Origin of the sequence: Streptomyces sp. NPDC050625 (assembly GCF_040654755.1) — a bacterium.
Lineage (GTDB): Bacteria > Actinomycetota > Actinomycetes > Streptomycetales > Streptomycetaceae > Streptomyces.
Map to the genome: position 1 here is coordinate 1 of NZ_JBFAIQ010000058.1, position 25264 is coordinate 25264.

At 69.5% G+C, this 25264-nt stretch carries 31 protein-coding genes and 3 pseudogenes; 23 read left to right on the forward strand and 11 right to left on the reverse strand.

Features of this window, described 5'->3' with window-relative positions; all coding sequences use genetic code 11:
- The 5 genes and pseudogenes from AB0I54_RS45865 to AB0I54_RS45885 form a co-directional block, all read left to right on the forward strand.
- Window positions 1–333, forward strand: a pseudogene (locus AB0I54_RS45865) (hypothetical protein); the annotation flags it as partial.
- Between the two features lie 123 nt (window positions 334–456).
- Window positions 457–759: a putative ATP-grasp-modified RiPP gene (gene tgmA / locus AB0I54_RS45870; RefSeq protein ID WP_363302338.1), complete on the forward strand. Its 303-nt coding sequence runs from the start codon at window positions 457–459 to the stop codon at window positions 757–759.
- A gap of 5 nt (window positions 760–764) precedes the next feature.
- The gene (gene tgmB, locus AB0I54_RS45875; RefSeq protein ID WP_363302339.1) at window positions 765–1727 is read left to right on the forward strand and encodes an ATP-grasp ribosomal peptide maturase; all 963 of its coding nucleotides are present in this window, start codon (window positions 765–767) and stop codon (window positions 1725–1727) included.
- Window positions 1717–2904 (forward strand): ATP-grasp peptide maturase system methyltransferase, encoded by a 1188-nt coding sequence (tgmC, locus tag AB0I54_RS45880; RefSeq protein ID WP_363302340.1) that lies wholly within the window; start codon window positions 1717–1719, stop codon window positions 2902–2904. The genes tgmB and tgmC (AB0I54_RS45880) overlap by 11 nt, the downstream gene beginning before the upstream one ends.
- A gap of 30 nt (window positions 2905–2934) precedes the next feature.
- The gene (locus AB0I54_RS45885; RefSeq protein ID WP_363302341.1) at window positions 2935–3261 is read left to right on the forward strand and encodes a DUF6087 family protein; all 327 of its coding nucleotides are present in this window, start codon (window positions 2935–2937) and stop codon (window positions 3259–3261) included.
- On the opposite strand, the pseudogene AB0I54_RS45890 reads toward AB0I54_RS45885, so the two are convergent.
- Window positions 3262–3638, reverse strand: a pseudogene (locus tag AB0I54_RS45890) (mobilization protein); the annotation flags it as partial.
- A gap of 178 nt (window positions 3639–3816) precedes the next feature.
- Between AB0I54_RS45890 and AB0I54_RS45895 the strand changes: the two are divergent.
- From AB0I54_RS45895 to AB0I54_RS45910, 4 genes are all read left to right on the forward strand, one after another.
- Entirely contained in the window at window positions 3817–3963 is a 147-nt protein-coding gene (locus AB0I54_RS45895) for a hypothetical protein (RefSeq protein ID WP_363302342.1), read from the forward strand.
- Window positions 3964–3971: 8 nt separating this feature from the next.
- Window positions 3972–4175 (forward strand): hypothetical protein, encoded by a 204-nt coding sequence (locus tag AB0I54_RS45900; protein ID WP_363302343.1) that lies wholly within the window; start codon window positions 3972–3974, stop codon window positions 4173–4175.
- Between the two features lie 9 nt (window positions 4176–4184).
- Entirely contained in the window at window positions 4185–4319 is a 135-nt protein-coding gene (locus AB0I54_RS45905) for a hypothetical protein (RefSeq protein ID WP_363302344.1), read from the forward strand.
- 109 nt (window positions 4320–4428) lie between these two features.
- Window positions 4429–5334 (forward strand): hypothetical protein, encoded by a 906-nt coding sequence (locus AB0I54_RS45910; RefSeq protein ID WP_363302345.1) that lies wholly within the window; start codon window positions 4429–4431, stop codon window positions 5332–5334.
- Window positions 5335–5665: 331 nt separating this feature from the next.
- Here the strand turns inward: AB0I54_RS45910 and AB0I54_RS45915 are convergent, their stop codons facing one another.
- Entirely contained in the window at window positions 5666–7015 is a 1350-nt protein-coding gene (locus tag AB0I54_RS45915) for a hypothetical protein (protein ID WP_363302346.1), read from the reverse strand.
- Between the two features lie 236 nt (window positions 7016–7251).
- Between AB0I54_RS45915 and AB0I54_RS45920 the strand changes: the two genes are divergently transcribed.
- The 10 genes from AB0I54_RS45920 (at window position 7252) to AB0I54_RS45965 (ending at window position 13040) form a co-directional block, all read left to right on the forward strand.
- A complete protein-coding gene (locus AB0I54_RS45920; protein ID WP_363302347.1) occupies window positions 7252–7815 on the forward strand; it encodes a hypothetical protein in 564 nt (187 codons plus the stop codon).
- On the forward strand, window positions 7812–8405 hold the full coding sequence (locus AB0I54_RS45925) for a hypothetical protein (protein WP_363302348.1): 594 nt from the start codon (window positions 7812–7814) through the stop codon (window positions 8403–8405). The genes AB0I54_RS45920 and AB0I54_RS45925 overlap by 4 nt, the downstream gene beginning before the upstream one ends.
- Entirely contained in the window at window positions 8390–8950 is a 561-nt protein-coding gene (locus tag AB0I54_RS45930; protein WP_363302349.1) for a hypothetical protein, read from the forward strand. The genes AB0I54_RS45925 and AB0I54_RS45930 overlap by 16 nt, the downstream gene beginning before the upstream one ends.
- Window positions 8951–9083: 133 nt before the next feature.
- Complete coding sequence (locus AB0I54_RS45935; protein WP_363302350.1) at window positions 9084–10187, forward strand: radical SAM protein; 1104 nt, start codon at window positions 9084–9086, stop codon at window positions 10185–10187.
- A 2-nt stretch (window positions 10188–10189) separates the two neighbouring features.
- Window positions 10190–10330, forward strand: a complete 141-nt coding sequence (locus tag AB0I54_RS45940; protein ID WP_363302352.1) for a hypothetical protein — start codon at window positions 10190–10192, stop codon at window positions 10328–10330.
- Window positions 10331–10390: 60 nt separating this feature from the next.
- The gene (locus AB0I54_RS45945) at window positions 10391–11191 is read left to right on the forward strand and encodes an aminoglycoside phosphotransferase (RefSeq protein WP_363302353.1); all 801 of its coding nucleotides are present in this window, start codon (window positions 10391–10393) and stop codon (window positions 11189–11191) included.
- Window positions 11192–11569: 378 nt separating this feature from the next.
- The gene (locus tag AB0I54_RS45950) at window positions 11570–11797 is read left to right on the forward strand and encodes a hypothetical protein (RefSeq protein WP_363302354.1); all 228 of its coding nucleotides are present in this window, start codon (window positions 11570–11572) and stop codon (window positions 11795–11797) included.
- 378 nt (window positions 11798–12175) lie between these two features.
- Window positions 12176–12373: a YlcI/YnfO family protein gene (locus AB0I54_RS45955; RefSeq protein WP_363302356.1), complete on the forward strand. Its 198-nt coding sequence runs from the start codon at window positions 12176–12178 to the stop codon at window positions 12371–12373.
- Window positions 12373–12669: a hypothetical protein gene (locus AB0I54_RS45960; protein WP_363302357.1), complete on the forward strand. Its 297-nt coding sequence runs from the start codon at window positions 12373–12375 to the stop codon at window positions 12667–12669. The genes AB0I54_RS45955 and AB0I54_RS45960 overlap by 1 nt, the downstream gene beginning before the upstream one ends.
- Window positions 12670–12899: 230 nt before the next feature.
- On the forward strand, window positions 12900–13040 hold the full coding sequence (locus tag AB0I54_RS45965; RefSeq protein ID WP_363302359.1) for a hypothetical protein: 141 nt from the start codon (window positions 12900–12902) through the stop codon (window positions 13038–13040).
- A 712-nt stretch (window positions 13041–13752) separates the two neighbouring features.
- Here AB0I54_RS45965 and AB0I54_RS45970 read toward each other — a convergent pair.
- The 5 genes from AB0I54_RS45970 to AB0I54_RS45990 all read right to left on the reverse strand — a co-directional run bounded on the left by AB0I54_RS45970 (window position 13753) and on the right by AB0I54_RS45990 (window position 18307).
- Window positions 13753–14979, reverse strand: a complete 1227-nt coding sequence (locus AB0I54_RS45970; RefSeq protein ID WP_363302360.1) for a hypothetical protein — start codon at window positions 14977–14979, stop codon at window positions 13753–13755.
- A gap of 407 nt (window positions 14980–15386) precedes the next feature.
- Window positions 15387–16520, reverse strand: a complete 1134-nt coding sequence (locus tag AB0I54_RS45975; protein ID WP_363302361.1) for a protein-L-isoaspartate(D-aspartate) O-methyltransferase — start codon at window positions 16518–16520, stop codon at window positions 15387–15389.
- 14 nt (window positions 16521–16534) lie between these two features.
- The gene (locus AB0I54_RS45980) at window positions 16535–17467 is read right to left on the reverse strand and encodes a radical SAM protein (RefSeq protein WP_363302363.1); all 933 of its coding nucleotides are present in this window, start codon (window positions 17465–17467) and stop codon (window positions 16535–16537) included.
- 211 nt (window positions 17468–17678) lie between these two features.
- Window positions 17679–17912 (reverse strand): hypothetical protein, encoded by a 234-nt coding sequence (locus tag AB0I54_RS45985; protein WP_363302364.1) that lies wholly within the window; start codon window positions 17910–17912, stop codon window positions 17679–17681.
- Window positions 17909–18307 (reverse strand): hypothetical protein, encoded by a 399-nt coding sequence (locus AB0I54_RS45990; protein ID WP_363302365.1) that lies wholly within the window; start codon window positions 18305–18307, stop codon window positions 17909–17911. Before AB0I54_RS45990 ends, AB0I54_RS45985 begins: the two co-directional genes overlap by 4 nt.
- Window positions 18308–18628: 321 nt before the next feature.
- On the opposite strand from AB0I54_RS45990, the gene AB0I54_RS45995 reads away from it, so the two are divergent.
- The 4 genes from AB0I54_RS45995 (at window position 18629) to AB0I54_RS46010 (ending at window position 22200) form a co-directional block, all read left to right on the forward strand.
- Window positions 18629–19786, forward strand: coding sequence for a DNA-binding protein (locus AB0I54_RS45995; RefSeq protein WP_363302366.1), 1158 nt, complete (start codon window positions 18629–18631; stop codon window positions 19784–19786).
- A 14-nt stretch (window positions 19787–19800) separates the two neighbouring features.
- Window positions 19801–20274 (forward strand): hypothetical protein, encoded by a 474-nt coding sequence (locus AB0I54_RS46000; protein WP_363302367.1) that lies wholly within the window; start codon window positions 19801–19803, stop codon window positions 20272–20274.
- 258 nt (window positions 20275–20532) lie between these two features.
- A complete protein-coding gene (tgmC, locus tag AB0I54_RS46005) occupies window positions 20533–21732 on the forward strand; it encodes an ATP-grasp peptide maturase system methyltransferase (protein WP_363302368.1) in 1200 nt (399 codons plus the stop codon).
- A 156-nt stretch (window positions 21733–21888) separates the two neighbouring features.
- Complete coding sequence (locus AB0I54_RS46010; RefSeq protein WP_363302370.1) at window positions 21889–22200, forward strand: hypothetical protein; 312 nt, start codon at window positions 21889–21891, stop codon at window positions 22198–22200.
- Window positions 22201–22210: 10 nt separating this feature from the next.
- On the opposite strand, the gene AB0I54_RS46015 is transcribed toward AB0I54_RS46010, so the two are convergent.
- From AB0I54_RS46015 to AB0I54_RS46030, 4 genes and pseudogenes are all read right to left on the reverse strand, one after another.
- Entirely contained in the window at window positions 22211–22837 is a 627-nt protein-coding gene (locus AB0I54_RS46015; RefSeq protein ID WP_363302374.1) for a nucleotidyltransferase family protein, read from the reverse strand.
- A 746-nt stretch (window positions 22838–23583) separates the two neighbouring features.
- The gene (locus AB0I54_RS46020) at window positions 23584–24144 is read right to left on the reverse strand and encodes a hypothetical protein (RefSeq protein ID WP_363302372.1); all 561 of its coding nucleotides are present in this window, start codon (window positions 24142–24144) and stop codon (window positions 23584–23586) included.
- 32 nt (window positions 24145–24176) lie between these two features.
- On the reverse strand, window positions 24177–25040 hold the full coding sequence (locus AB0I54_RS46025) for a hypothetical protein (RefSeq protein WP_363302373.1): 864 nt from the start codon (window positions 25038–25040) through the stop codon (window positions 24177–24179).
- Window positions 25037–25264: pseudogene (locus AB0I54_RS46030) on the reverse strand (hypothetical protein); the annotation flags it as partial. The pseudogene AB0I54_RS46030 and the gene AB0I54_RS46025, both read right to left, overlap by 4 nt.

Below are 25264 nucleotides of genomic sequence, written 5' to 3' on the forward strand. Positions count from 1 at the left end.
AACGGTTCCAGCTTCGGGCCCCGACGGGGAACTGACGCACCAGCAGCAGAAGTCACGCAACTTCTAACGATCAACTACTGGCGCAGGACACTAGTGGCTGTTCCAGAGCCGGTCCGGATAACTCCCACCGACCTTGTGCGGCTGCGCGTCGAGTCGGGCCTGGCTCTCGGCGAGATCCGCGCCGAGGTGCAACGTGCCGAGATCCCGTGGCGGCAACACCTCAGCCGCTGGTACGGCGACGGCCGACTGGCAGCCGAGGCCAGCGCACCGGATATCAGCCTCCTTCAACGGGTCCTGGACGGACTGCGAAATCCCCGTCCGGCCTCGACGTAGGCCCCCCGCGCCTCTTCCTCACCGGCGCCCCTGAGACCCCCGCACGAGCAGACCACGTTCCTCGATGCCGTGCGGGTGAGCAAGTCGCAACGAACGAAGGAACTTCCGACAGGAAGGAAGACCGTGTTCAACTACATGGACCGATTCCCCACCGGCAGCCCGCTGCCACAGGGACACCTGACCGCGACCCCGTGGGGTCTACGCCGTATCGCCCCGTACCCGCCCGTCGAGGGCCCCGGCTACGCGACGGTGAAGCTGGATCCAAAGACGCAGACCGCCCGGTACTTCGACACGTCCGGGGCGCCCACCATGTCCCCAGGCCACGGCACGTCCTCCGGCACGAATCCCAAGACCGGCACCACAGGCCAGGGGGACCGCAACAGCGACTCCCCGGACAGCGACACGGGGAACGACACCGACCAGTGACTCTGGTGACGAACGACGATCGTCCGGTCCTGGTCGTTACCAACCTCGACGACCCGACCGCGGACTTCGTGATCGCCGAGCTGCACGACCGGGGTGTCCCGGTCGTGCGGTTCGACTCCGGTGACTTCCCCGCCACCCTGTCGTGCACCGCCGCCATCGGTGGCACCGACAGGTGGCGGGGAAGCGTACAGACCCCGAGCCGGCGTGCCGACCTGGGCGCGGTGCGTTCCATGTACTACCGGCGCCCCTCCGGGTTCGCCTTCCCCCACCTCGACCGGCAGGACGAACGGTTCGCCGTGGCCCAGGCACGCTACGGGCTCGGCGGCATCCTGACCTCCCTGCCCGGCTGCCTCTACGTCAACCACCCCAACCGGATCGGCGACGCCGAGTACAAGCCCGCCGGGCTCGCGGCAGCGGCAGCGGCCGGCTTCACGGTGCCGCCCACGCTCATCACCAACGTTCCCCACGACGCCCGGGCCTTCCTCAAGGAGCACAGCCCGGCCATCTTCAAGCCGCTCTCGGTCCCGCTCTACCTGATCGACGGCAAAGCCCAAACAGTCCCCGTCACCGAGGTGACCGCCGATGAGATCGACGACTCCGTGACCGGCACCATGCACCTCTTCCAGAAGCGCGTGGACAAGATCGCCGACATCCGGGTCACCGTGATCGGCGAGCAGATCTTCGCGGTGCGGATCGACTCCGGCCTCCTCGACTGGCGCACGGACTATGGCACGCACACGTACACGCCGCTTGCCGCGCCGCCCTCAGTGAAGCGGTCGATGCGCGCCTATCTACAGCGCTTCGGGCTCGTCTTCGGGGCGTTCGACTTCGCTCTGACCGACCGCGGCGAGTGGATCTTCATCGAGTGCAATCCTTCCGGGCAGTGGGCATGGATGGAGCCCGCCACCGGTCTGCCCATGACTGCCGCACTCGCCGATCTCCTGCAAGGAGGTATCCGTGGCCAGTGAGCCCGATATCGAGACGACCGCAGCCGATCTCCGGCGCCGGCTCGCCTGGCAGCTGGAGAAGGACGGCTGGCTGCGGTCGCCCGAGTGGCGGGCCGCTGTGGAGGCCGTACCCCGCCACAGGTTCATCCCGCGCTTCTACCGGGAGAGTGACGCCGCTGGCGTCACAACCTGGGAGCCGGTCACACAGGAGACGGCCGGTATCGAGGAGTGGCTCCGGCTCGTCTACACCGACGAGACGTGGATGACCCAGTTCGACGGCCGGGACATCGACTGGGCCGACCCGAAACCGATCAGCAACGCTGTCCCGACCTCGTCGTCGACGTTGCCGGGCCTCGTGGTCCGGATGCTCGAAGACCTCGACGTGCAGGACAGCATGAGGGTGCTGGAGATCGGCACCGGAACCGGCTACTCGACAGCGCTGATGTGCCACCGGCTTGGTAGCGAGAAAGTGACCTCGATCGAGACGGACGACGGCGTGGCCCGACGCGCCCGCGAGGCACTCACCGGATCCGGACACACCCCTCACCTGCTGGTGGGGGACGGCCGAGCCGGCCACCGCAGCGGAGCCCCCTACGACCGGCTGATCGCCACGTGCGGCTTCCGCAGCATCCCGCCCGCCTGGCTGGAACAGGTTCGGCCGGGCGGCCTCATCCTCACCACCCTGCGCGGCTGGATGCGCTCCCTCGGCCTGGTCAAGCTCATCGTCACCGGTGGCAGCGCGAGCGGCCGGTTCAGCGAGGACGACCCGAGCTTCATGATCGCCCGTCAGCAGGATGCTCCGGGGAGCCTCGGCATGGTGCCAGGCCCCGACGACGGAACGAAGCGGAAAGCCGCCTACGGGCCAGAGCTGCTCAGCACTTCAGGGCCGGCCTTCATGGCGCAGCTCGCGGCGCCGGACGCCCGTTTCTTCTCCATGGCGGTCGACGGCGGCCCGGTCAGCACGTTCCTGCTGGACAGCGTCACCGATTCCTTCGCCGTCCTCGCTCCCACGGATGGAGGCTGGCAGGTCCGCCAGGGTGGCCCCCGCCGCCTGTGGGACGTGGTCGAGTCGGCGGTGGGCACCTGGGAGGAGTATGGCTCACCGAACACCACCGCCTTCGGCGTGACCGTCACCCGCGACCAGCAGGTCGTCTGGCTCGGGAACCCGAACGGCCCGCAATGGCCGCTACCCTCCTGAGACAGCCACCACCGACGCGAGGACGCCAGGATGGACGACGAACCGCTGCAGGACTGGGCGGAACGCCGTGACGCGAAGATCGGCCGACTTCGCGCCGTGCCTGTCGTGCCCGGCAGCGGGCCCAGGGCATCGCATCTGAACCCGGATGCTCCACGCGCCATCGAGCGGTGGAACGGGCACATGTGGGAGCCGTACGGATTCGCCGCCAGCCTGGCCGAGGCCAAAGCCATCTTGTATCCGGAGGCCAACGAGCCGTCACCTCCAGCACCGGTGCCGAAGCCGCTCGGCTCCGGCACCGGCAAGCACCGCAAACCCCAGGCACCCAGGCCGGACGGTGGCGGCCGGGCGCAGAGGTGATCAGCGCCGCCGTGTCCGGGGCTGCTGCGGGCGCGGAGCGGCGCGGTGCACCGTGGCGTGGCGGGCGTTGGCTGCCCGGGCACGTGAGCCGGGTGCGTGTCTTTCGCCAAGGCGGCGGATGCGCCAGGTCAGTGCTCGCGCGCGGTTGTGGGCGTCGTCCAGCGTGCGCCAGCTGAGGGCCCGGTCAAGGATCGCGGTCGCGTTGTCCCCGGCTGCTTCTGCCTCGGCGAACACCGTGGCCACGGCGTCCCAGGCAGGGTCGGTCAGGATGCTCTGGGACCGTTTGCTGAAGGTGGTGGGCGTAGCGGCGTTTGGTCTGCCGGGCCGGGTGCCCCGCTGGCGAGGCCAGCCAGGACCGGTCCGGCGATCTGCGTGTACCGGGTCTGCTGGTCCGCATCCGCCTCCGCGCCGTCCCGGTCGAGCTCCCCACACCCGTCGCTGAACTGGCCCTCAAACAGGTCAAGATTCGCCGCAGCCATGCCGTCCTCGGCTGGACAGACTCGCCCTGGCTCTTCCCCGGCGACCAGCCCGGCCGCCCGATCAGTACCGGGCCCCATGGGCGAACGGCTCCGCAAACTCGACATCCGGCTCGCACAGGCCCCCGCGACCGCGCTGTTCCAGCTGGCCACCGAGCTGCCAGCCGCGGTCCTCGCCCGCTCCCTCGGCCCAGCGGGCGCCCCCTACAGTGGATGGAGGAGATGACCATGGAGATGAACCCCACTGCCCTCCTGCTCGAACTCGCTGCCCAAGCCCAGCGCGTGAGCGACCCGGACACGCTGCACGACTTACTGTCCAGGGGCCACCGCGCCTGGTGCGGGGGCGTCGCCGACGTCCATGCCAGCGTTGACCGGGAGACCGCGAGCCTGTCAGGCGCCCAGCTCGCCGAGCGGTGCACCGCTGCGGGCGCGCCGTAGGAGGAGGGGATGACGCGCAGCGAGGCGGTCTCCGCTCTCGCGTTCGCGACCTGGGATGCCGCGCCGGCTGCCATGGCCTACACGCAGCTGGAGGAGCGCGCCGCGCTCTTCGGTGTCTGCCTTCTCGGCGAGGAACTTCTGTAGCCAATCTGGCGGCGGGCTGGACACGAACCCACCAACTTTGGCATTATCGAACCTGTCGCGCTCGACCGAGCGTCGGCACCGCCTTGCCGATCCTTCCAAAGAGGCCCAGATGTCTCCCCCCGAGCGGCTCGTGGACACCGCGCAGATCGTGTCCGAGTTCGGCACGAGCAAGCCCCGGATCAGCGAGTGGAGCAACAACCCGGACAGTGGCTTCCCCGCGGTCGCGCACACCGAGGGCCGCAAGCGGTTCTGGCGCCACGACGAGGTCGCGGCGTTCTTCGCCAAGCGCGCGCCGAAGCAACGCGCGCTGCCGGCCGCAGTACTCGATGCCGACCAGGACGACCTGATGACCAAGCGGGAAGTGGCCCAGCTCCTCGGCTACACCCGCGCCTCCACCATCGACGGCTACTTCCGCGACCGGCCCGGGTACTTCCCCGAGGCCGACGAGGACGTCGACGGCCCGATGTGGCGCCGCGGCACCATCGTCGCCTGGGCAACCAGCCGTCCCGGCAAGGGCCGGCGCCGCTCCGCCCCAGCCGCCGCGCTGCCCGCAGTGCCCGTCGACGGGGACCCCGACGAACTGCTCGGTACGGCCGAGGTCGCGAGTCTGTTCGGCTACGGCAGCGTCGCTTCCTTCTCCAGCGCCCTCTACCAGGGGCGCATCCCCGAACTGCCCGAGCCGGAGACCCTGCAGAGGCAGGAAGGCAGCCGCGGGGGAGCCCGCAAGAAGTGGCGCCGGGCCACCGTCGTCGCCGCCGCCCGCAAGCGCGGTGTGCTGCCGGCTGCCGACCAGGACGAGAATGAGGACCTGGTCGGCGCCGCCGAAGCGGCCCAGATCCTCGGATACGGCAACACCGACAGCTTCATCAGCGCGCTCGGGCACGGTCTCCTGCCCGATCTCGAGCAGCCCGACGGGTTCGAATACCGCCGCGGCAGCGCCGGCCGACCGCGCCAGCAGCGCTGGAAACGCTCCCGCCTCGAGGAGTTGGCCGCCCGCCGGTCCTCGACGCCCTGACTACAGCGCCGAACCGCGTCACACACGGGATACCGTAAGACCGCGGCCTCTGGTTTAAGGGACCGACGAACTCCCGGCGGACCAGACGCCGCACGATGGCCGGCATGGAGAGGCCAGCCACCTCCCCGCCGCGAAGCCCCGCGGCTTCGCGGCACCGGCCATCGCCGCTGCCCTAACGCGCCGGCCCGCACGTCGGCGACGACCTGGTCCGGGCAGCAGGCTCGCGCAGCGACAAACCCGGAGGAGACGCCCAGCAGGGGTGGAGATACCGCGTATCTTTGAGTGTTCCTCCGGGGTTTGCCGACAGCTCCCCCCCGGAGGCGCCCGTCTATCAGGCCTTGGCTGCAGCGACTTCGCGAGCCCGGCCTGCGAGCTCCCGCACTGCGCGTGTCTTGGCGTACGGGGCGAGTTCCGTGCGCATCGTGGCGAAGTGGTCGTCGCCGCGGACGGACGAGATGTGTTCGTACTCGCCGAGGAAGCGCAGCCACGAGTCGCACGCGGCCTCCACGTGTCCGTGCCGCAGTTGCCGCTGCGCGAGGACCGCGTAGGCGTGGACGCGTCCCTGCCGCTCCTGCGCTGGCTGCACGCGGATCGAGTGCTTCATGGCGTCGATGCTGCCCGGCAGGTCACCCTCCTCCATCAGCACGTGGGAAACGTGGAACAGGTAGGCGGTCTGGTCGTAGCCGCCGATCGCATCCCGCCGGTTGTCCGCCTGCGACAGTGCCGCCTCGGCCTCACGCAGCCGGGTGTGGGCCTGGCGCCGGTCCTTGACCATCGACGCCGCGTGTGCCTGCTGCCCGCGCAGGAACGCCACCAGGCGAGGGCCGGCCGACGGTGCCGCCTCAGCTGCCGAGTCGGCCAGTTCCAGCGCCATCCTTCCGTGCCCCAGGTTCGACGCCTGGAGTGACATGCCGCGCAGCGTCCGGCAGTAGGTGACGTGGTCGCCCGCCTCGTCGGCGAGCCTGAGCGCCTTGGTGTAGTACGTCTGCCCCAGCCCGTGGGACTTCTCGTACATGGCCATCCAGCCTGTGAGGTAGGTCAGGTCTGAGGCCGCTGCGAGCATGTCGAGCTTGACCGGTTCGGAAGCCTGAGCCCGCAGCCACGGCCCCACGGTGTTTACGAGGAACGCCGCTGCCATGGGGCGCGCGTGGCCGGCGCCGAACTCATCGAGGATGTCCGCGATCCGTTCCGTCATCGAGCGCACCGAGGCGACCTGCGAGGCGCCGATCCGGGTCGTGGCTTTACCCGGGCTGACCGGGTCGTCCGCGGCCCGAGCTACGGACTGGAACGCGGGCACGGCGAGCGCGGCAGAGAACAGGGTTGCAGCCAGGACTCCGCGACGGGATGGATCCATATCCGCCCTTCCTAGGTCGATCAACTCCGCCACAGTGTCGACCTGTTGAGCCGCGTCGCCGGACCGCGCGGGCTGAAGCCCGGCTTCCGCATGGGTGACCGGTCGGCCTAATCGGGCGGACAGAGCCTCAAGAATCAGAGGCCTGACCTCGGGTTTCGGCGGCGTACCGGCGATCCAGTGCGCAACGGCCGTCCTGTCGTACGTCAGTTGCAATCCAGCCTGCGGGCCGAGCCGATTGACCTGCTGCGCCAACTGCGTGCGAGTCCATCGCGCCTGCTCAAGCAGCCTGTCCAGGGCAGGGTTGGGCGTGCGTTTCCTCGTGGCCATGTCATCACTCCCGACAGCTCCATGGCGTTCACGGTGTTCACGGTCCCACCTGCTACCAACCGTACCCGCAGACAGTGACCGCGCGATTACCTCTACGAGTAAACCGAACTGTCTCGGCCTTGGGAGCAGAGGTTGACCAGCGCACCCCAAAGAGCATCGGCGCCGCCACGAAAGGCGACCTCTGCGGCGAGCGCCCGGCCACGAACGAACAAGCGCCAAATCCAAGGAGCCTTCTCGTGAACCCCCCAACGCACCACACCACTTCGCCCCCCAGCGACACCAGCGCGCCCGACGACCACGAAGCCAGCGACCACCCGTTCAGCGCCACCGTGCTCCTCCTGCCCTTACAGCAGGAGGAGGAGCCCCGATTCAAATGGCAGACCAGGCTCACGGCGAACGAGGGCGCCGGTCCCAACGCCCGGCTGCGGGTACGCACTCGGCTCACCGTGGCCCACTGGCCCGGGAACATCGACGCGGCGGCCCGGGTCGCCGACAAGCTCGTGGACAACGCCATCCGGCATGCCAAGCCGTTCGGGCCCGGCGAGGGCTGGATCGAGCTCAGGCTGACGGTGCTGTCCGGTACGGACGAGCTGCTCATCGAGACGGACGATGCCCTGCCCGAGTTCGCCGACTTCAACGAAGCGATGAGCGCCACCCCCTCGGGCCCTCCGCCCGGGCTCTGGTGGATCCGCCACTACCAGGGAACCCTCTCGTGGGACCCGAAGACGGACGCCACCACCGGCGACGTCATCGGCAAGACCGTGACAGCGTTCCTCCCCACAACATGGGGCGCGGCATGAGCCGCACGGGGCAGATGCCGCGTCGGCCGGTCGACGGCGACCGGGTCATCCCGCCCGCCCGGCCCGCAGGGTTCACCCCGACGAGCCTCCGAGTAAATCCCTCGCTCGTTGCCCCCGACATGGACGACCTGGCCTCGCGCGTGCGCAGCCTGATGGCGCTCCAGCAGCACCGGGTTCTCCAGCTGCCGTTGGGCGGCCGGTTCTTCGACATCATTGTCACGGCGAGCGGCCCGCAGGCGTATGCCGCCATCAAGGTGATGGACGAGATCCAGCACACCGGTGACGAGCGGGTGGACGCGTGCGGGCCGGTGGTCGAGGACCCGCAGCGGTCGTGGCTCATCTGGCTCGTGCCTCCGGGCACCAGCGAGCAGTGGGTGCCGCACCGGTACGCGGCGTGCCTGGGCCGGCCCCATCGCCTCGCGCTGCCCGCAATGACGTCAGCGGAGCCGCCCGGGCCGTACTGGCTGCGCCCCTGCCGCGGCGACCGGCTCGTACCGCCCACAGCGCTGCGGCCACTGCTCGACCAGTTCCGGCCGGGCCCCGCCCCGCACGAATCGCTCCTTGGATCGGTGCTGTGCACGATTTCCTGACCTCCTCGTACGGCGTCCGTTCCCCCAACCTCCCCGAGCTGACGCCGTACGCGGTCACCGCCCCTGTTGCCGAGAAGCTCCCAAGGCAGCAGGTCACCCCCCAAGGGAACGATGTGACCACACCCCTCAGCCCCAGAGCCCACGCCGCTCGCCTCGAAGTCCTGCGCCGCAAGTACATGGCGCACATCATCGCGGCGGCTGCCTGCCACGGCCGTCCCGTGCGCGTCGCGCCGTACACCTTGACCCAGCCCGGCGCCGAGCGGCACGCGGGCATCGAACTGATCGAGAAGTACGCGGCAGGGATGGGATGGCAGGTCACGCGCAGCACCTTCGCCGCTATGGGGCAACCTTCGCCCCTCGCGCAACGAGCCGGGCTCGGGGCGGCCTGCCGGTACGCGGCACAGGGATACGCCCACGGCATCCTCGCCATCGCCCGGCCGGCCCTCACCACCGACAACGAGGCGTACGCGCAGGTTCTGGAGCACCTCCACGTGCGTGGCCTGTTCCTGGCCTATCTCCCCACCGAGCGCGACGCCCCCGCATAGCTCCCGCACTTCGCCCGACGCGTACGGGGCTCGGGCGAAGAGCGGGCCCAACGCCCGGTGCTGGGCCGCCGTCCCCCGAGCGGCCCGGCACCGGGTCCCAACAGCTTCCTTTCAATGGAGAAGGGACGACGACGTGCACCATCTCGTTGCAACACCGTTCGGGGAGCGGCGCCTGATCCTGCGGCAGGGCAGCTCGAAGGCCTTGCAGCTCCCCAAGGCCCGGTTCGAGGAACTGCGTACGTCAGGTCCCAACACCGTGCCGCAGTGGCTGACCGACGCCGTCCAGGCCCAATGGCGCCTGGACCTGACCGGTCAGCGTGTCGGCGATGTGCTCCTGATGCGGAACGCGGGACCGTACTCCTTCAGCCGCGCGACGTGGGAGCTCAACCTGGGCTGTGACCTCGACTGCGTCATGTGCTACCTCGGCGAGAAGAAGTTCGAGGGCATCGACATGGAGGGCAAGCGGAAACTGCTCGCCGTCATGCGCGACGCGGGCGTGATCTGGCTCCAGATGACCGGCGGTGAACCGCTGATCGACCCCGACTTCCCCGAGGCGTACCGGCTCGCGTACGAGCTGGGCATGCAGCTGGAGATCCTGTCGAACGGTTCCCGGCTGCACAAGGACCACGTGCTGAAGCTGCTGCGCACCTACCCGCCGACCAGGCTGACGCTGAGTATGTACGGCGCGACGGCCGCAACGTACGACGCGGTGACCCGCAGGCGTGGAGGATTCGACCGCTTCTCACGCGGTCTGGAGAAGGCCCACGCTGCCAGGCTGAACATCGACCTGAGCCTGATCGTCGTCCAGGCCAACGTGCACGAGGTCGACGCCATGCGGGACTGGGCGCGGCGCCTCAAAGTGCCGTTTCGCGAGTATGCGAACATCTCGCCGACGATCCACGGCTCCGCGGAGCCGCTGCCGCAGCAGTCGCCCGAGTTCCTCACCCACCGGCAGCCGTTCATGGGCTGTCCCGCCGGCGTGACGTTCTTCCACGCCGACCCCTTCGGCCGGGCGTCGATCTGCAAGGTCGGCCGCGAACCGAACATCGACCTGATCGCCGAAGGCGTGGACGGTCTGGCCCGACTCGGCGAGATTGCCGAGTCCCTCATGCTTCGCACCGGAGGATGCAGCGGCTGCACACTGTCCGGCACGTGCCGGGTGTGCAGGCCGATGGCGAAGATCTTCCAGGAGTCGAAGGCACCACTGGTCAACTACTGCCAACACCGAGAGAGGTAGTCATGCCTGCTGTGATGGTCGAGATCACCCGGAAGACGGAGGACGTCGTCCAGGACCCCGAGGACGTCGTCCTGGTCGCCGACGTCCAAGCGCTCACCGCCGGCACCGTGCCCGGCTGCAACGACGACAACCCGTACCGGTAGAACCCCCTGCTGGGGCCGCGCGTACCCGCGGCCCCAGCACCACCCCACAGGAGACACCCCGTGCCCACCCCTCGTCTGACCGAGATCCCGGACACCGTGGTGCGGCTGATCGAAAAGGTCAGCGGCCCCGTTGTCGACGTCGGGACCATCAATGCCGGTCTGAACAGTGCCATCGCCGCCCACGTACGAACGGCCGACCGCTCCCTGTTCGTCAAAGGCCTGCCGCTCGATCACCCGCGTGTCTGGACCCAGAAGCGTGAGGCCCAGATCGGCCCCTACGTACACGGCATCGGGCCGGAGTTGCTGTGGCACGTCGAAGAGGATGGCTGGAGCATCCTCGGCTTCGAGTACGTGGCCGGGAGCCACGCCGACTACACCCCCGACTCCCCCGACCTGCCCGCGGTCATGACCACCATGCTCCGGCTGGCCGAAGTACCCACCCCGGGCATCGAGCTGAAGAGCATGCCGCACCGGCTCAGGACATACGTGGACGACCCCGCCGACCTGTCCTGGTTCGCGGGCCACAACCTGCTCCACACCGAATGGAACCCGCACAACGTCCTCATGACGGGCAACAAAGCCCTGTTCGTGGACTGGGGATGGGCCTCCACCGGCGCCGCCTGGATCGATCCCGCGCTGTGGCTGCTGTGGCTCATCGCCCACGGCCACACCCCCGACCAAGCCGAAAGCGTCGCCGCTGCCCACCCCGCATGGGAACTGGCCCCCTCTACAGGCCTCAACATCTTTGCCCGGGTCCAGGACCGGATCTGGACGTCAATCGCCGGGAGCGGAGACGAGTGGGCACGCCCCATGCGGCGTGCCGCCCGCGCCTGGCACGAGCACCGGCTCCGCATGCCCTGACCATCACTCGTCGTGCGCGTCTGAAGCCCCCGCCACGACGGGGGTTTCCACGTTCCCCCACAACACACCACGCCCGCGCTCGCCGGGGCGACGACCCAGATCGGCACCCCGTTCCCCGCCGACATCGACCCGGCCGGGCTCCCACGGCAGTAGCACGCTCGGAGCATCGAAGCGACCCCAGGCAGGGAAAGTGCCGGGGGTCGGTTCGGTGCTCCGAAACTACGGGCCTCGCCCTGCCTGGCAGCATCGCCGCACACGGCACCGCCTGCATTCCTGCCAGCGAGAACCCAGGCGGGAAAAACCGACCGGCCTCCCAACTGACGACGCCCCGGACCCGGCCGTCTACCGTTCCGACCCCGACGTTTCCCGCTACCAGGCATGAGCCTCACCCCTCACCCCAAGGCAGCCGCCGACGTCACCGTCGGCTACATAGCCGCCAGCCCTCATGCCCCCGGCTGGTCCCAGTACGCCGTCGAACCCAAAACCAGCGGCCGGCCCCTCGCCGGAGACATCGAAGTCCGCCTCCACGACGACCTACGCCAGGCCGACCTCGGATTCACCACCGCCCCGGCCCGCACTGCCAGGGCTACGCCACCAAAGCCGTGACCGCCATCCTGAACCACCTGGTCACCGCACGTGGCCTCCACCGCGTCTCCGCCGAACGCGACGCCAGCAGCCAGCGGCGGACAACGGCGGGACGCCTGACCTGCATGCCCCGGAGATCCGCATCCTGGGCTCCGGCCGAAGTGGACGGCGTGGACAACACCGGCCACGACCCAACGAGCCCGCCTGGAACTGCACGGCGGAAACGGGGTGGTGCCTCACGCCTCAGAATTAGGCCATGCGTTTGAATTTCTCGCGGAACCCACCCTTGCGGGGCTGTGAGCGCATGGGTATCGGGCTGTGGAGCCAGCAGGTACGGGTTGTTCTAGACGAGGGTGCAACCAGGTGACGACACCATTATTTGGTGTCTATTCTGGGGCCATGTCTGTCACCACCATGACTCTGCGCATTCCCGATGAACTCGCCCCGTCGATCAAGGCGGCTGCAGCCGAGGCCGGTCTGAGCGTGAACGCGTACGTGGTGCGCGCGGCCCGCCGCGCGGCCACCCTCGACGCTGCGCAGCAGCTCGCCGCGCTCGGCCTCGGCGACGACCTGGTGGGCGAGGGCGACACCCTGTGATGAATCGCGGTGAGATCTGGGCCCTCCCCGACGGCCGCAACGTCCTGATCATCAGCCTGACCGGCCTGGAGCAGTCGTACGGCGCGGTCCTCGTGATCGTGCTGCACGACAGTGGTCGCTATCCCGATACCGCGATGTCGGTGGTGATCGGCGACCCGGTCCCGTGCACAGCTGTCGCCGTCAACATCACGCAGTTGCGGGTGGACCGCTTCGAGGGCGCAAAGCTCCTCGGCCCCGTCGACGCCGCGGCCATGGCCCGGGTGGACCAGGCCCTGCGCGCCGTCCAGGACCTGTAACCGGGACCTGTGACAAAGAGCCCCTCCAGCGGGATGAACGGCCGCCACACGGTGACACGCACCGCGACGGCCGTTCGGATGCGTCACACTTTGCGCGAGCGATAGCTGTTGTTCACCGCTGCCGCCCCAGGACACCACTCCTGGGGCGGCAGGCGTCTGCCGAACCGTCGCCGCTTGATCAGCATTCCGCTCCCACGTCGCGGTCAGGCGCAGCCGACCGGGACAAGGCGGTGGCGTACTTCAGCACCACCACCCGGAACCCGCTGGCCGCTGAGGAACGGGCCGGTGTCCAGCACCACGTGCTGGACACCATCGTCGGCGTGGACCGTGTCGAAGGAAACGCACACTACGCCGGCAAGCGCGAGCAATAGCGCCTCGTGTCCGAGGGCTCGGTGCCATGGTCGATCGTTCCTGTACGTCCAGCGCCCGTTGCCGAGATGTCTGCTGGAGTAGTGAGTGAGGAGACCACGCGGGACGAGTTGCGGCGCTGGGCCGGCAGGTACGGGGGCATGTCCGGTGCCTGGCCAATCCTCACCGGCGAGGAGACTGCCGAAGCGCTCGCCGTCTGACCGACCAGCAATCTGCCCGGGGATGAGTTCGTGCTGTCCGACCCCGCTTACTCAAGGCCCACGAAACCGTCACACGCACACTGCCACAGACCGGCACCACGCAGGACATCAGGACCGGCCTCGCTCTCAAAGCAGCCGTGGACGTCTACGGGACAGCCCGGCCTGGCACACGCGGGTGTCAGTTGTCAGCGGTGCAGCCGTCGGACAGGGCACTGCCGTTGTATCGCGCCATCTCGGGTGACAGTGGCCACTGCCCGCCGAACCGGTCGTGCCGGGCGGGGCGAGGGTGGCCGGGCGGTCACTGGTCGCGGCGCGGTGCGCTTCTGACGCAGGTAGGCACGAATGCGCTGGTAGCTGCCCGCCGCGGCTGAGCGTGGCTGGCAGGCCCTGGCGGAGGGCCCGCGCACCACCGGAACCGCGTTCGGCTCCGGCCGTGCCTACACCCACAGCTGCACCCCTGCGGCCGCGGCCCACTTCTGGCAGTGCTGCCGGAGCCCTGGCGGACGGTCGGCCGTCAGGCCCCGGCAGCCCGCCGCAGCACGGTCACCGGTTGGTCGATGCTCTGATTCAAGGTCTTCATCCCGTACGGTTCTTGCTCGTCCTCACTGAGCACTTCCCGCCCGTCGGGATCCCGGGAAATGTTCACCTGCATGAACGGGATTGCGTCGTTCCCCTTTGGGATTACCCACCACATCGCGGCCCAGTCCGGCGCCTGCGTCATCCGCATCACCTCACTGCTCCGATAGATCCTCGACCGGTAGCGGAAGTAGTCGTCACCTTGCTCGGCCAGCCACGCAGGAGCATCCCGCACGTGCTCCTGCTTCGGCGAATCTGCATTCCATGAGCGCTCGATCGAATCCGCATAGCTGTTGGCGAGCTTGCAGCGGTCGGCCCGGATGAACGAAACCGACGCCAACAGCTCCACCCGTCCCTGCCCGGCTTCCAGCGGCACCTCGACGACGGCATCTTTGGAGAAGTCGTCACCCGGGTCGAGCCGGGAGCCCGCGTTGGAGATCTGCCCCGCCGCCAGCAGGCGGGGAGCGGCGTTGAACTCCTCCTGCCGGTTGGTGTCCCAGCCGTCGCCCAACTCCTGCCGCCACTCCTTGCGTTCCGTCCCCTGCGCACGGAACGCGGACGGCCACAATTGCGCCGACCAGAGCGTCCCGATCACGAAGATGCTCACCGAACCCTCATTGCGGAACGTGACGCGGGCTGGCACGTATAACCGCTTCCGGTCCGGATTCAGCACCGGTTTCCCGAAGGACACCATGAACGGCACCTTGGGCGGCGCCACGTACGGGACGTACATCGCCGAATACGTCACGCTCGCGGAACCGATCAGCGCAGACAGGGCCACTCCGGTGGCGAAACTCCGCGGATGCGGCACCCCCTGCCAGACCTTCTCCCGGGCCACCACCCACACGGCCCACACCGCCCACGCCACCAGGCCCGTCCACAGCCAGAACCATCCCGCCAGGTATCCTCCCTCCCACTGGAGCACCAGCAGCACCAAGCTCGTCACCGTCACAATGCTCACGCCCAGCAGGACGGCCTGCCCCGCGTACCGCGTCACCCGCCGACCCCAGAAGTCGAGGACAGCCCCGGCGGCCACCAACTCCACCACCGCACTCGCCAGGAACACCGCCCCCATGACGCGGCCCCCGAATGTCAGCGCCCGCAACGCATCCGACAGCCCCACCCGGAAGAGCACCACCGCCGACACCAGCAACCCGAGCACCATGCAGCAGCCCGTGGCACGCCGCCGCCACCCGAGCTGCCCGCCACGGTCACGAACCCCAGCGCCGCCCCGCGGCCCACCGGTCCTCATGCCCCCAGCATCGACGCCCCACGACCGCCTCGCAGCCGCCGCACGCATGCGGGTGACACCACGCTGCAGGTAAGGGCGGGCGCAGACCCGAGCAGATGTCCCCTCACCGCGGGGATCACGCCGCCATTAGTGCTTGCGCGGTCCTGCAGCAGAGCCGCCGGCCTCCGGGCGCGGTATGGCACCTTGTCGACCCGTGCCTCCTGGCCACCCCTCTTTACCCGAGGACGCAGCACGAACTGCGGCGACCCGCCAGCCGACGAGCGCGGCGCCCCGCCTCCGCATCGGATGAGTGGGGCAAGGCGCCGTGGCGTTGCGGCTTTTCAGTCGACGGTCACCGACCAGGAACCTCGCGAGAGGGTGAGGGCGCCGTTGGGGGCGATCCGGACCCGCGCCCCGTAGACGGGCAGTGTCCCCTCGCGGTTGAGTCGGTTGCGGACACGTTCCAGCGCGTCCCACAGCCGTCGGGGGCCGCCCTGGTGGACGGTGGGGCCGTCGAGGAACCCGTTCGCCTCGGCACGGGCCCATGACCCGTCGGCGTGCAGTAGCCATACGGTGCGCTTGTCACCGTCCTGCGCCTGACGGTGGTCGATGTCAGGAACGGCGAGATCGAGCATCGAATACACGTCCCAAGCGTCGGGCGGGTACAGAAGCGGATACCGGCTCGAGGTGACACTGTCGCCGTCGGCGCCCTGGATCTTCTCCCACAGGTCATCCGTGGGCCGGTCGTAGTCGTCTTTGGTCCGGGTCCGCATGAACCCGGCCGGGTCCGGCTCGATGCGGCCCACGGCGCCGCCGTCCTCGGTCTTGTCGGCGGTGACGATGAGTCCGGTGCCCGCGAGGGTGGTCACGAGCCGTCCCCCGGGCTGAAGGGCGGCCAGCCATGAGGCGGGAACGGGCCGTACGGACACTGTGGACACGATCCGGTCGAACTCGCCCGGCAAAGGGCCGGTGATGTCGCTGACGGCTGCGTGTGGGTGCAGCCCGATGGAGTCGAGCCGATCACCCGCGGCCTTCACGAGGTACGGGTCGACGTCCACGCTCGTCACCAGCCCGGTACCCAGCCGTCGGCACAGCAGCGCGGTGCCGTAGCCGGTGCCGGTCGTGACGAGCACGCGCGAGTCGTCGGCGATCATCGCGTGCCGGTACATCGTCACGACCAGCCCCGGCAGAGTTGACGACGAGGTGGGGTCCCCATGAAAGACGGTGGCTCCGAGCCCGGCGTGGTCGGCATGGTGAGGGCCGATCCGGGTCACCAGTGTCCGGTCCGCGTAGACGGCCCGCATCCATGCGTCGGCATCGGACGGCCCGTCGCGCAACTCCCACGCCTGACCGCCGCGCGCCCACCAGCGGGGCACGAACACGTGCCGCGGCGTCGTGGCGAGCGGCTCGTACCAGCGTGACTCCGGCCGGACGACATCGGCGGCCAGACGCCGTGCGTACGTTGTCCACTCCATCGGTGCACCGCCTTCTAGTCGTACGCCGGCTCACACGCCGGGGTCTCGGCCGGCGAGCAGTCAGAGCCGTCCTGGTCAGGATTGCAGGCCGTGACGATTCCCGGGGAGGGCTGGCAGGAGTCCTCCTTGGGCGTGCAGCTGTCCGGCACGCAGGCGGCGCGGTGGCGCGGGATCGACGCCGCAACGTGCGCCCACTGCTGCCCGGCGACCACCGCCCGCAGCCCGGCCGTCTTCACCGAGCCTGTCGGCAGGAACCGGCCCAGCACGCACGGGGTCACGGTGCCGTCCGGCAGGACAGCGGCCTTCCCGTCCGCGCACCGGCCGCACAGCTCCGCCACGGACGGGATCAGCGTCTTCGCGGCGTTGCCGACAGCGCGCACCCGGTCCACGTGCACCCGCGTGACGCCGAGGGCCTGCATCTCGGCGCGGGCTTGTTCGGTGCGCTGCCCGTCGCGCATGTGGATGATGCCGACCTTCACGGGGATGCCGCGGCGTACCGCTTCAGCGATGTTCGCCCGGGTGGAGTCGTGGGAACCCTTGCGGCCGGTGATCTCATCGTGCTCGTCCGGGTCGTCGGAATAGTACGACGTGCCCAGGGTGACCTTCGGGTGCGCGAACAGCTTCCAGTGCTCTCGCCGCACCCGGTACAGGTTGCTGAACACCTGGACGCCGAGCCCCATCTCCAGGGTGTGCTCGACCAGTTCGGTGAAGTCGGGGTGCATGGTCGGCTCGCCGCCGATGAACTGCACCGTCTTCACGCCGAGTGCGGCGGCCTCGTCGATGACGCTGCGCCAGTCTTGGGCAGTCATCGTGCCGTGGTCCCTCGTCGGCCCGGCCTGGGCGTAGCAGTGCGACGAACAGGTGAGCTGGCAGCGGCTCGTAAGTTCCAGCTCAAGGAACGTCAGTAGTGGTGCTGGGGTTGAGAGTGCCTCGTAAGCGATCGTCATACGTCCTCTCCTTGATGTGATGCGGCCTCTTGCATGTCCGGCGCGCAAACGCCGGGCGGCAGGCCGGGGCGGGTCTTGGCCGGCGCTTGGACTGCGCCGTGCGCCGTGTCCACGAGGCTCGGGCCGATCAGGATCACGGGCGGGGCGACGCCGAGGACGGCTAAGAAGGCCACCACCCGGCCAGGGCGCGACGGACGGGCATGACGGCTTCTCAACTGTTCTCCTTCGGATGGCTCTGGTGAGTGATGGGCCCGGCGGCTTCGATCGCGCCGGTCGCCGTGGTCCACTCGGTGCCGCCGCCTTCCGGGCGCAGCCAGGCGACGGGCTTCGGTGACGTCCCGTCCGGTGCGATGGCCTGCAGGATGCCGGTGCGGCCGGTTGCGGTGTCGAGGACCCTGTGGCCCATGAGCGGGTGGTTGTGGTGCTGGAGCCCGAGGTCCTTCACCGCGCCTCACCGTCGCGGGCGAGCGGCTCCCACGAGTAGCGGATCTGTACGCCGTGATCGTGGAGCCAGCGGATCTCGCGGTGTCGCAGCTCCTGGGAGCCTTCGGGCGCGATGGCAGCGGGCCATCGGACGATGACGGTGCCGACCTCGGCGCGCTCAGCCATACCGCGAACGCGCGTCCATCCCTTACGGCGTAACGGCACTGGCTCCCCATAGGGGTCGGTGATGGTGTCGACGATGGTCAGGCCACGCGACTTGGCGAACTGCTTGCCCTCCGCTGTGGCACGTTCGGTGGCGAGTGCGGGCATCTGGCGGCCCTGCTCGACGCACACGTACAGCACAGCGCGTGCGGCGGCGGGTAACGCGCTCTGGTTCTCCTGCTCGATAGCGGTCATGGGGACCTCGTGGTGGTCAACGGCGGTGACGGTCCGGGGCGCCCCCGTCGGGGGAGGCGGGGACGCCCCTGCGGCAGCAACTTCGGCCTCGGCCAGAGCATTTGCCGCTGACGACCAGTCAACGATCACCGACTGCTGTGGGACCATCACCCATGCGGCAGGCGAATACGGATACCCGCCGGGCGGGTATGGGCAGGCGGTGTGGGCCGCTGGGACTCGTAACGTGGGGGGTGAGCCGTGCAGCGGGCGGCACAGATCCGGGAAGCGGCCCGGCGAGGCGATTACGGCAAGGTCATCGAACTGGTCCGTAAGGACCGGTGCATGACCCAAGTCCAGCTCGGGCAAGCGCTGGGCATGTCGCAGTCGGCCGTCTCCCGCCTGGAAAAGCGCGGCACGAGTACCTACAGCACCGACGCCTTAGCGGCAGCGGCCGCACACCTGGAGATCCCGCCCTCACTGGTCGGGCTCTCCGGCAGCCGACCACAGGCGCAGGCGAGAGACGACGATGACATGCACCGACGCGCCCTCCTCGGCGGAGCCGCAGCAGCTGCCGCATCCCCCGTCCTGGCAGCCATACCCTCGGACTCCAGCACCCGCACCGGCCAGACGGCCGCCCTGCGCCTGTCCACCACCGCCTACCGACGACTCGACGGCTCCACCCCCTCACAAGACCTCGAAGAAGCCGTACAAGCCCACCTGCGGCTCATCCAGGCCACAGCACGCACCGCCACCGGCGAGCAGCGTGCACGTCTCGCGGCCGTCGGCAGCGAAGCCGCCAGCCTCGCCGGCTGGCTCGCCTGGGACATGGGCAACCACGGCTCCGCACGCGCCCGCTACGGCGCAGCCATCAACGCCGCCCGAACGGCCGGCGACCCACTGCTCACCGCCTACCAGACCGGAAGCCTCGCCCAATTCGAAGCCCACACCGGCAACGGCACACAAGCCCTCAACCTCACACGCCGGGCCCGCCACGCCCTCGGCCAGCAATGCCCGCCCGTCGCCGACGCCTGGCTCTCCAGCATCGAAGCCCTCGGCCACGCAGCCACAGGCGACCCACAGGCAACCGACAAGGCACTCACCCGGTCCCGGTCGGCCGCCGAGACCCTGCCCGACCAGGCGCCGCCACCCTGGCCCTGGGTGTTCAGCTTCACCCCGGAAAAGGTCACCGCCCACCGAGTGACCTGCGGAGCCTGGCTCGGCCTGCCCGAATGGGTCCTGGCCGACGACCTCGACGCCCTCGCCACCGGGCACGCCAAACAACGAGCCCTGCTCCTCCTCGACATCGCCGCCGGACACCTGGCAGCCGGACGGGTCGAGGGCGCATTCTCCCTCGCAACCCGGGCACTTCAGACCGGCCTTCACTACCGGTCCGGACGCATCGTGGAACGGGCACGCGCCGTGCGGCGCTCGCTTGCACTGTCCTCACCGCCCAAAGTCGTGAGGGACTTCGACGAACGCCTCCACGGCGTCTACCTATGAGAAAGGGTGAAGGCATGCGGGTAGGGATCACCGGGCACCGCGGACTGAACAACGACGTTGAAACCCAGGTCCGGGCGCTTCTGGCCGACGCAGTCAAGAAGTACGACCCGGCCGACCTGGTCGGTGTCTCATGCATCGCGGACGGCCCCGACTCCTGGTTCGCCGAAACCGTCCTCGCCCACGGCGGCCGCATCGAAGTCGTCGTGCCGGCCACCGAGTACCGCCAGAGCCTCCCCGCCCAGCACCACGCGACCTACGACGAACTGCTCCGGCAGGCCTGCGACGTCCACGAAACCGGAATGACCACCTCCGACTCCCAGGCCCACATGACCGGCAGCGAAATCCTCGTCGGCCTCGTCGACGAACTCCTCGCCGTCTGGGACGGCCAACCCGCCCGCGGCTACGGCGGCACCGCCGACGTCGTCACCTACGCCCAACGACACGGCACCCCCGTACACATCCTCTGGCCCCACGGGGCGACCCGCTGAGCAAGACGAGCAACAAGCCAGACAGCGGCCATCCACGTCCCGACGCCTATCGAGGCCGCTGTACAGCTACCTGAGCGCCTTCGGCCTGGTCTTCGGCTGCTTCGACTTCGCTCTCACCAGCGCCGGTGACAGTCCACAGGACTGGGTGTTCATCGAGTGCAACCCCAACGGCCAGTGGGGCTGGCTGCCCGACGCCGACGACATCACGACGGCGTTTGCCGACATCCTGACCACGAGCACGGAAGGAGGCGCGGCGCGATGACGATGCCCGCCGACCTGGAGGCCGACTCAGCGCGGCTGCGCGAAGCGATGACCAAGGCCCTCGCCGCCGACGGTGCCCTGGCCGATCCCGCCTGGCGGGCAGCCGTCGCCACAGTGCCCCGGCACCGGTTCGTGCCAGGCTTCTACCTGGCCTCCGACCAGCGCGACGCGCAGGGGCTGACCGTGTGGGAGCCGGTCACCGCCGAACTCGACTACGGCCGGTGGCTGGCCGCCGCGTACAGCGACACCACGCTCATCACGCAGTTCGACGGCGACGAACCCGACTGGAAAGCACCCACCGCCCGGCACGGCGGAGCACCGACCTCCTCATCCACACTGCCGTCCCTGGTCGTGCGGATGTGGGCCGACGCCGACGTGCACGAGGGCCACACCGTGCTGGAGATCGGAACCGGCACCGGGTACTCGACCGCCCTGGCCTGCGAACGACTCGGCTCGGCCGACGTGACGTCGATCGACGTCGATCCCCACCGGCTTGAGCAGGCGGCGAGCGCCCTCTACGGCTGCGGCTACACCCCGACGCTGGCAGTGGCCGATGGGCTGTACGGCTACTGGCCCGAAGCAGAGTTCGACCGGGTCGTGGCCGCCTGCTCCTTCCGCGCCGTCCCTCCGGCCCAGCTCGCGCAAGTGCGGCCGGGCGGCAAGATCCTGCTCACCCTGTCCGGCTGGCTCTACGGGTACGCCCGCGTCCTGCTCACCGTCGCCGGCGACGGCACCGCAGAGGGCCGGCTGCTCCCGGGCACCGTTTCGTTCATGTCCGCACGCACCCACAGCGCGCCGGCGTTCGGCAACCCCGCGCAATGGGCCGCCGACCTGCCCCAGGCCAGCCGGCCCGCCCGGCACAGCCCCGAACGGATCACAGCCGCAACCGAGGAGGCATTCCACCTGCGCTTCCTCGCCCAGTGCGCGGCACCCAACGCGCAGATGGTCACCGTGGGCGAAACGGTGCACCTGGCCGACGTCACGACCGGATCCGCCGCCACTCTCGCCCCGGGCCACGGGCGGTGGCAGGTCCGCGAAGGGGGCCCCGTGCCGCTGTGGGAACAGATCGAGCACGTGCTGAGCGCCTACGACGCGGCCGGGTCCCCGGGACCTGAAACGTTCAGCCTGCACGTGTACGGCGACGGGCAGCACCTGCGGCACCCGAACATGCCCAGCCTGCCGCTGCCCAAGCCCTGACCACACCAGCAGAACCCGCACAGAATCCGGGGCCCGGGGCGGGAGCGTGACGCCCCCGCCCCGGGCTGCGGCCGTGCCGCCCTTGGCCCACAGGGGAACCTCCTGCCAGGCCTTGATGACGCTCGCACCTTGGTGGGCGACCTACGCACGGCATACATGCGCAGACCGCAGACCGCTCCCAGGCCACAGGACCCGCTCCCCCACGAGGGAGGCAAGGACCTTGTCGACCTCGGCCAGGACGGCAGCGCGCTCGGTTCGCCCGTAGTCGGTCAACCGGCCAGCTGTCGTGTCGCGGACGCGGACTTGACTGTGCGGCGCCGTGCAGACGAGGGCGCGCGCGTTCTCGGACAGGCCGAGGGTGAGGGCATCGCACTGCCCTTCGTGGACGAGCTGCACCAGATCGGTGGTGACGCCCTCCCAGTCGCCGACCAGTGGCAGCAGGCATCCGCAGGGGACTGGGCCGCCTAAGCTGCCGACGTCAGTCGACGGACGAGGCCGACATGACACTCGTGGAGGGCCAGTCCAGAACAGTCAGCTCGGGCCATTGCTCTCGCCACCGCGCTGCCTTGGTCTCATAGACCGCCCGTGGAGCGAGCACCGGGTTCGGCCGAACGACCAGGTTGAACACGTCCGAAAGACCATGCGGCGCATACACGCGCCACCGGCCGTCGGTCTCCAGCCGGACTCCCAGACAGCACGTCGTCGCGGCGAAACTGTCGATCGCCGCCTCAGTGGAGTCATACGGCGGACACGCCACTCCGAACTTGTCCGCATACCAGAGGTGAACCCGGGCTTCGTTCCGGATCTCAACCTCTGCCGGGAGGTCGGCGAAGACCTCCCTGCCGGTCTTGATCACGGCATCTTCTGCTTCCCAGGACAGATCGTCGGCGTCGAAGTAGAAGACGTCGTAGTCCTTGATGCCGCTGGTCGGTGGTCTGTCCGTGGCCACGTTCCACACGGTCTGGAACAGGCATCCCGCGGTCACATACCACCCAGGCAGACCCAACGTCGCAGTCCGCACCAGCACCTCCGTCAACACGTCGTTGCGCGATAGCACCGCACGCAGGGACTCGAGTTGCTCGTCGAGAGGGAGTCGGCTGATCACCATCCCTGCCTACCACAACTCGCCCAGGACCACGGCCGATCCGCTTCGCGAAGACTCTCTTGGCTGTTTCGACGACCTCGGGAGGTCGATCCCACCGAAAAGCTCAGGCATCGCGAGCAGAACCGACTGGGAAGCTGTTTTCATGATGGACAAGGCCGGTGGGGTTCAAGGTCAGACGGTTCACCCGGGAAAGTACGCGCGCATCGAGCGGGAACGTCGGTTCTTTCTGGCGGCAGCGCCGGCACTGTCAGCAGCGAGGGTCACTCGGATGATCACCGACCGCTATCTGGTGGGAACGCGCCTGCGTCTGCGACGCGCCGAACGGTCAGACGGCGGCTGCGAACTCAAGCACACCAAGAAGGTGCCGGTCGCTCGGCCAGGAGCGATTCAGGGACTGATCACGAATACGTACTTGTCGCCGGCCGAGTACGACCTCGCCTCACTGCCGGCTGCAGTGCTGACCAAGACGCGTTTCAGCGTGCCTCCCTTGGGCGTCGACGTCTTTGACGGCCATCTGCAGGGGCCTGGTCCTGGCGGAGGGCGAGTTCACCACCGACGAGGAGGCCGGGTCCTTTGGCGGGTTCTCAGCGCGACGCCCCAGGCAGATGGCCTGGGCGTCGGCGTTCACGGGTCAGGCGGGCCGCACTCACGGCGAGGAACGAGCCGTTGCAGCATGCCCGCAGTTCTGCCCAGATGGCTCGGGATTCGTATCCGAACATGGTCCGCTCCCATCCCTGCGGCCGGGCTCATCGCCCTCCGGCGCGCCGCCCCACCAGCGGGGGAAGGAGGCTGTCTCCCGGCCAGAAGGGCTGCTCCGTCGCAATGCCGGTGAGGAACATGCCGACTTCGTCCAGGACCGCGGCGCGCTCCGAAGAACCGTAGACAACGAAGGCGTCGGCTGCGGCGTCGTAGGCGCGGACGTGGCTGTGGGGCCCCGTGCAGACGAGGGCGCGCGCGATCTCGTGCAGGCCGAGGCTGAGGGCATCGCAGTCCCCGGAGCGGACGAGCTGCAGCAGGTTGGTGGTGACGCTCTCCCAGTCGCCGACCGTCGGCCAGTCGGCGCCGCCGTTCAGTTCGTGGGTGAGGGTGGCCAGCGGGATGATCTCGCCCGGCCGCCGCCCTTGGGTGAGGCGGTCGTGGATGCGGGCGCCGTCGGGCTGGCGCACCTGCGGGTGAAGCAGCGAGTCGGCGGCCACCACGGTGGTGTTGATCTCCTGGGTTCCGTGGCCCGGGTAGTAGGGCTCGTGCGCGAAGAGGAGATAGACGTCCGGGGTGCGGTCGGCCGGGCTGGATTCGGGCTGGGGCATGAGTACGGTTCCTTTCGGCGGTGATGGCACGGTCATGGGGTTTGGTGTCGTCGGCAGGACGCGCGGTGAGTGCAGGCCGGGGGCCGCTCAAGGTTGCGGCGCTGGTCCTCGTCGGCGGTGGCGTCCGCGTGGGCGGCGTGCTGGATGATCTGGGTGGCCTGTGGGCGAGTTGCAGCATCAGCCGTTCGGTGGCGATGAGGCCGTCTGAGACCGCCCGGGTGTCCTGGGCCTGGAGCAGACTGGGCGGCGTCCCACAGCAGGTTGTGGCCGATCTCGGCCGAGCGGCGCAGTGCGTAGCGGTCGCTGCTGGCGGCTGCCTGGACGAGCGAGGTGTGCCAGGCGGCGAGGCGCTGCAGGTAGCGGCAGGCATTGTCGCCTTCGACAGTGTGGACGTGTTCGCGGGCCCGCCTGCCCAGCCGGTGGGGCAGGTGTGCGGCGAGCAGCGGGGCGAGGAGCATCGCCGGCAGGGCGACGTCGACGGGCACTGAGTGGCTCATGGCGACCAGGCCCGCGACCAGGCTGACGAGAACGACGCCCGCGGCGGAGAACCGCAGGACCCCGGGGATCCTGTCCGGGGCGATGCGCTGGGCGGGGCGCCTGGTCAGCCAGCGCAGGGCAAGGCGCTGCGTACGCGTGGCGGCTGGTGTGAGCACCGCGATCCGGTGGGGGATCTCGGGCGGGCTGCCGTCGCCGGGGACGGTCCAGGCGAGCCAACCCCGGTGGTTGTGCTGGTGGACGAGCACCAGCGCGCAGGCGGCCGAGCAGGTGTGGTCGCGGACGTGACCGGTCCACAGGGCGCGGGAGTGTTCTCTTTCCCACCGTCCCGTCTCGCGGGTGAAGGGGCGCTCGTGGTGCCCGGCCGTTGCCGGGGGTGGTGTGTGGAGCGTGGCTGTCACGGGCTTGTTCCTTCCGGTTGGGCGGTGAAGGCGGAGGTGCACGTGGTGCAGCGGCCGTCGCCGTCGGGGTGGGCGCGCCGGGGGGTGGGGCCGGGGCAGGTGCGGCAGAGCGGCCAGCTGAGGCAGGCCGGGCAGAGGTCCTCGCCGGGGGCGGTTGCGGGAGCGCCGCAGCCGGCGCATTCGGTGAGGGCCCGGTAGGTCAGGGCCTCGCTCACCGTGCGCGC